3 protein-coding genes are annotated in these 2,214 nt (G+C 29.8%); all 3 read left to right on the plus strand.

The features are described 5' to 3' along the window. On the plus strand, nt 1-192 hold a 192-nt coding region (locus HG1285_RS04025), incomplete at its 5' end, for an HAD hydrolase family protein (protein WP_008288737.1). Then, nucleotides 185-730: a class I SAM-dependent methyltransferase gene (locus HG1285_RS04020; protein WP_008288738.1), complete on the plus strand. Its 546-nt coding sequence runs from the start codon at nt 185-187 to the stop codon at nt 728-730. The genes HG1285_RS04025 and HG1285_RS04020, both read left to right, overlap by 8 nt. Then, entirely contained in the window at nt 724-2,037 is a 1,314-nt protein-coding gene (locus tag HG1285_RS04015; protein ID WP_008288739.1) for an MATE family efflux transporter, read from the plus strand. The genes HG1285_RS04020 and HG1285_RS04015 overlap by 7 nt, the downstream gene beginning before the upstream one ends. Nucleotides 2,038-2,214 lie beyond the last annotated feature (177 nt).

The raw sequence follows: 2,214 nt of genomic DNA on the forward strand, positions 1-2,214 counted from the left end.
ATAGATATTACTATTTTAAAAAGAGTTGGATTTCCTGTAGCAGTGGCAGATGCTTCGGAGATAGTTAAAAAATACTGTGTATATGTTACAAAAGCAAAGGGTGGAGAAGGAGCTGTAAGGGAAACTGTAGATTATATACTTCATCTTAGAGGTGAATATGAAAAAATCATAGAGGAATTTATAGATGATTGAAGACAGGGAAAGATGGAATAAAAAATATCTATCTGAAAAACTTCCTGAAGAACCATCTGAGATTGTTAAAAATTTTTACAGCCTTGCAAAAAAAGGAAAAGCCCTTGATATAGCTGCTGGAACAGGTAGAAACTCTATTTTTTTACATAAAAAAGGCTTTCAGGTTGATGCAGTAGATATATCTGATGTAGCTCTAAATATTCTTAAGAAAAAACAGCCTGAAATAAACACAATTCAAGCAGACCTTGACAATTTTGATTTTCCGTTGGACAGATATGAAATTGTTTTAAATATAAATTTTTTAAATAGAAATTTAATTCCTAAGATAAAAGATAGTTTAAAAAAAGACGGTGTTTTAATATTTGAAACATTTGTTTTAAATGAAGAAGCTAAAACAAAGGATTTTTATCTAAGGAAAAATGAACTTCTTCATCTTTTTATAGATTTTTATGTAGTTTATTATCAAGAATTTGAAACAAAAAGATACGATGGAAGAAATGCTTTAAAAGCATCCTTAGCTGCAATTAAAAAATGCTAAATTCCGACATAAAAAAAATTCTCTCCATTGCGACTCCTGCTGCATTAAATCAGTTTCTTGATATGCTTCAAGTTCTTGTTGATATGATTTTTATAGGAAGAATTTCTCCTATTGCTGTTGCTTCTGTTGGTCTCAGCATGAACCTTGTTGGAATTCTCTATTCTATAATTGGAATTTTCAGCGTTGGAGTTAATGCATTAGTTGCAAGGTTTTTTGGTGCAAAAGGGTTTGGGAATATTTCAAAGGTGATAACTACAGCTATCTTTTTCTCATTTTTAGTATCTATACCAATAACAATCATAGTTTTCTTTTTTTCTTATGATTTTTTTGAACTTTTTGGTGGAAATAAAGATATAGCTGAAGTTGGAAGTTCCTATATGAAAATACTGAATATATCTATACCTTTTCTCTTTATAGGAGCTGTTCTGGTTTCTACTTCAAACGGATTTGGAGACACTAAAACTCCTCTATTTATTGGAATAATTGGAAACATTTTAAATACTTTTCTTGACTATGTTCTTATTTTTGGAAAGTTTGGATTTCCTGAACTTGGAGTAAAAGGGGCAGCAATTGCCACTACAACAGCTTATATCTTTGAAGTTATTATTTACATTTTTCTAATATTATTCAAGAAAATTTTTACGCTCTCTAAAGAGATTGAGCTTAGCATTGCAAAAAGACTATTTAAGATAGGAATACCTGCAGGTATTGAAAGATTTATAATTCACGGATCTTTTATGGTTTTTATATGGATAATTTCAATGTACGGCACTTACGTTTTAGCAGGTTATCAAATAGGACTTAGAGTTGAAGGGCTTGCATTTATGCCTGGATTTGGATTTTCCATTGCTGCAATGACTTTAGTTGGACAGTCTTTAGGAGCAGGAAAACCTGATGAGGCTTATAAATACGGTATAAAAACTTCTTTAATAGCAGGCTTTCTTATGCAGTTTATTGGAATTTTAATGTTTTTTTATCCAGAGTTTTTTGTATCTATTTTTACAAATGACGAAAAAACTATAAATGAAGCAAGTCTTTATCTTCAGGTTGTTGCTGTTTCACAGTTTCCTCTGGCAGTTGATTTTGTTTTAAGTGGAGCATTAAGGGGAGCAGGTGCAACAAAACTATCTTTAATGGTAAATACAGGAAGTTTATGGGTTTTCAGATTAATTCCTTCTATAATTATTACACTTTATTTTAAAGATATTATTTTAGTTTATTTTATAATGATAGTTGAAACTTATTTGAAAGGATTTTTTATATGGTATATTTTTAAAAAAGGAAAATGGAAAGAGGTGAGGGTGTAAATGCCGCAAAATGAAAATGAAGCATTTAAAGAAGCGGAAAAAGTAAATGAATTTTTTACAGACCCAAGGCAAAAATTATCAAAGTTAGAAAAAAATTTTTCTAATACAAAAGAAAAAACTAAAGAAACAATAAAAAAATTTCTACCTGAGCCTATGAAACCATTAATGGAAGGAGAT

The organism is Hydrogenivirga sp. 128-5-R1-1 (genome assembly GCF_000171895.1).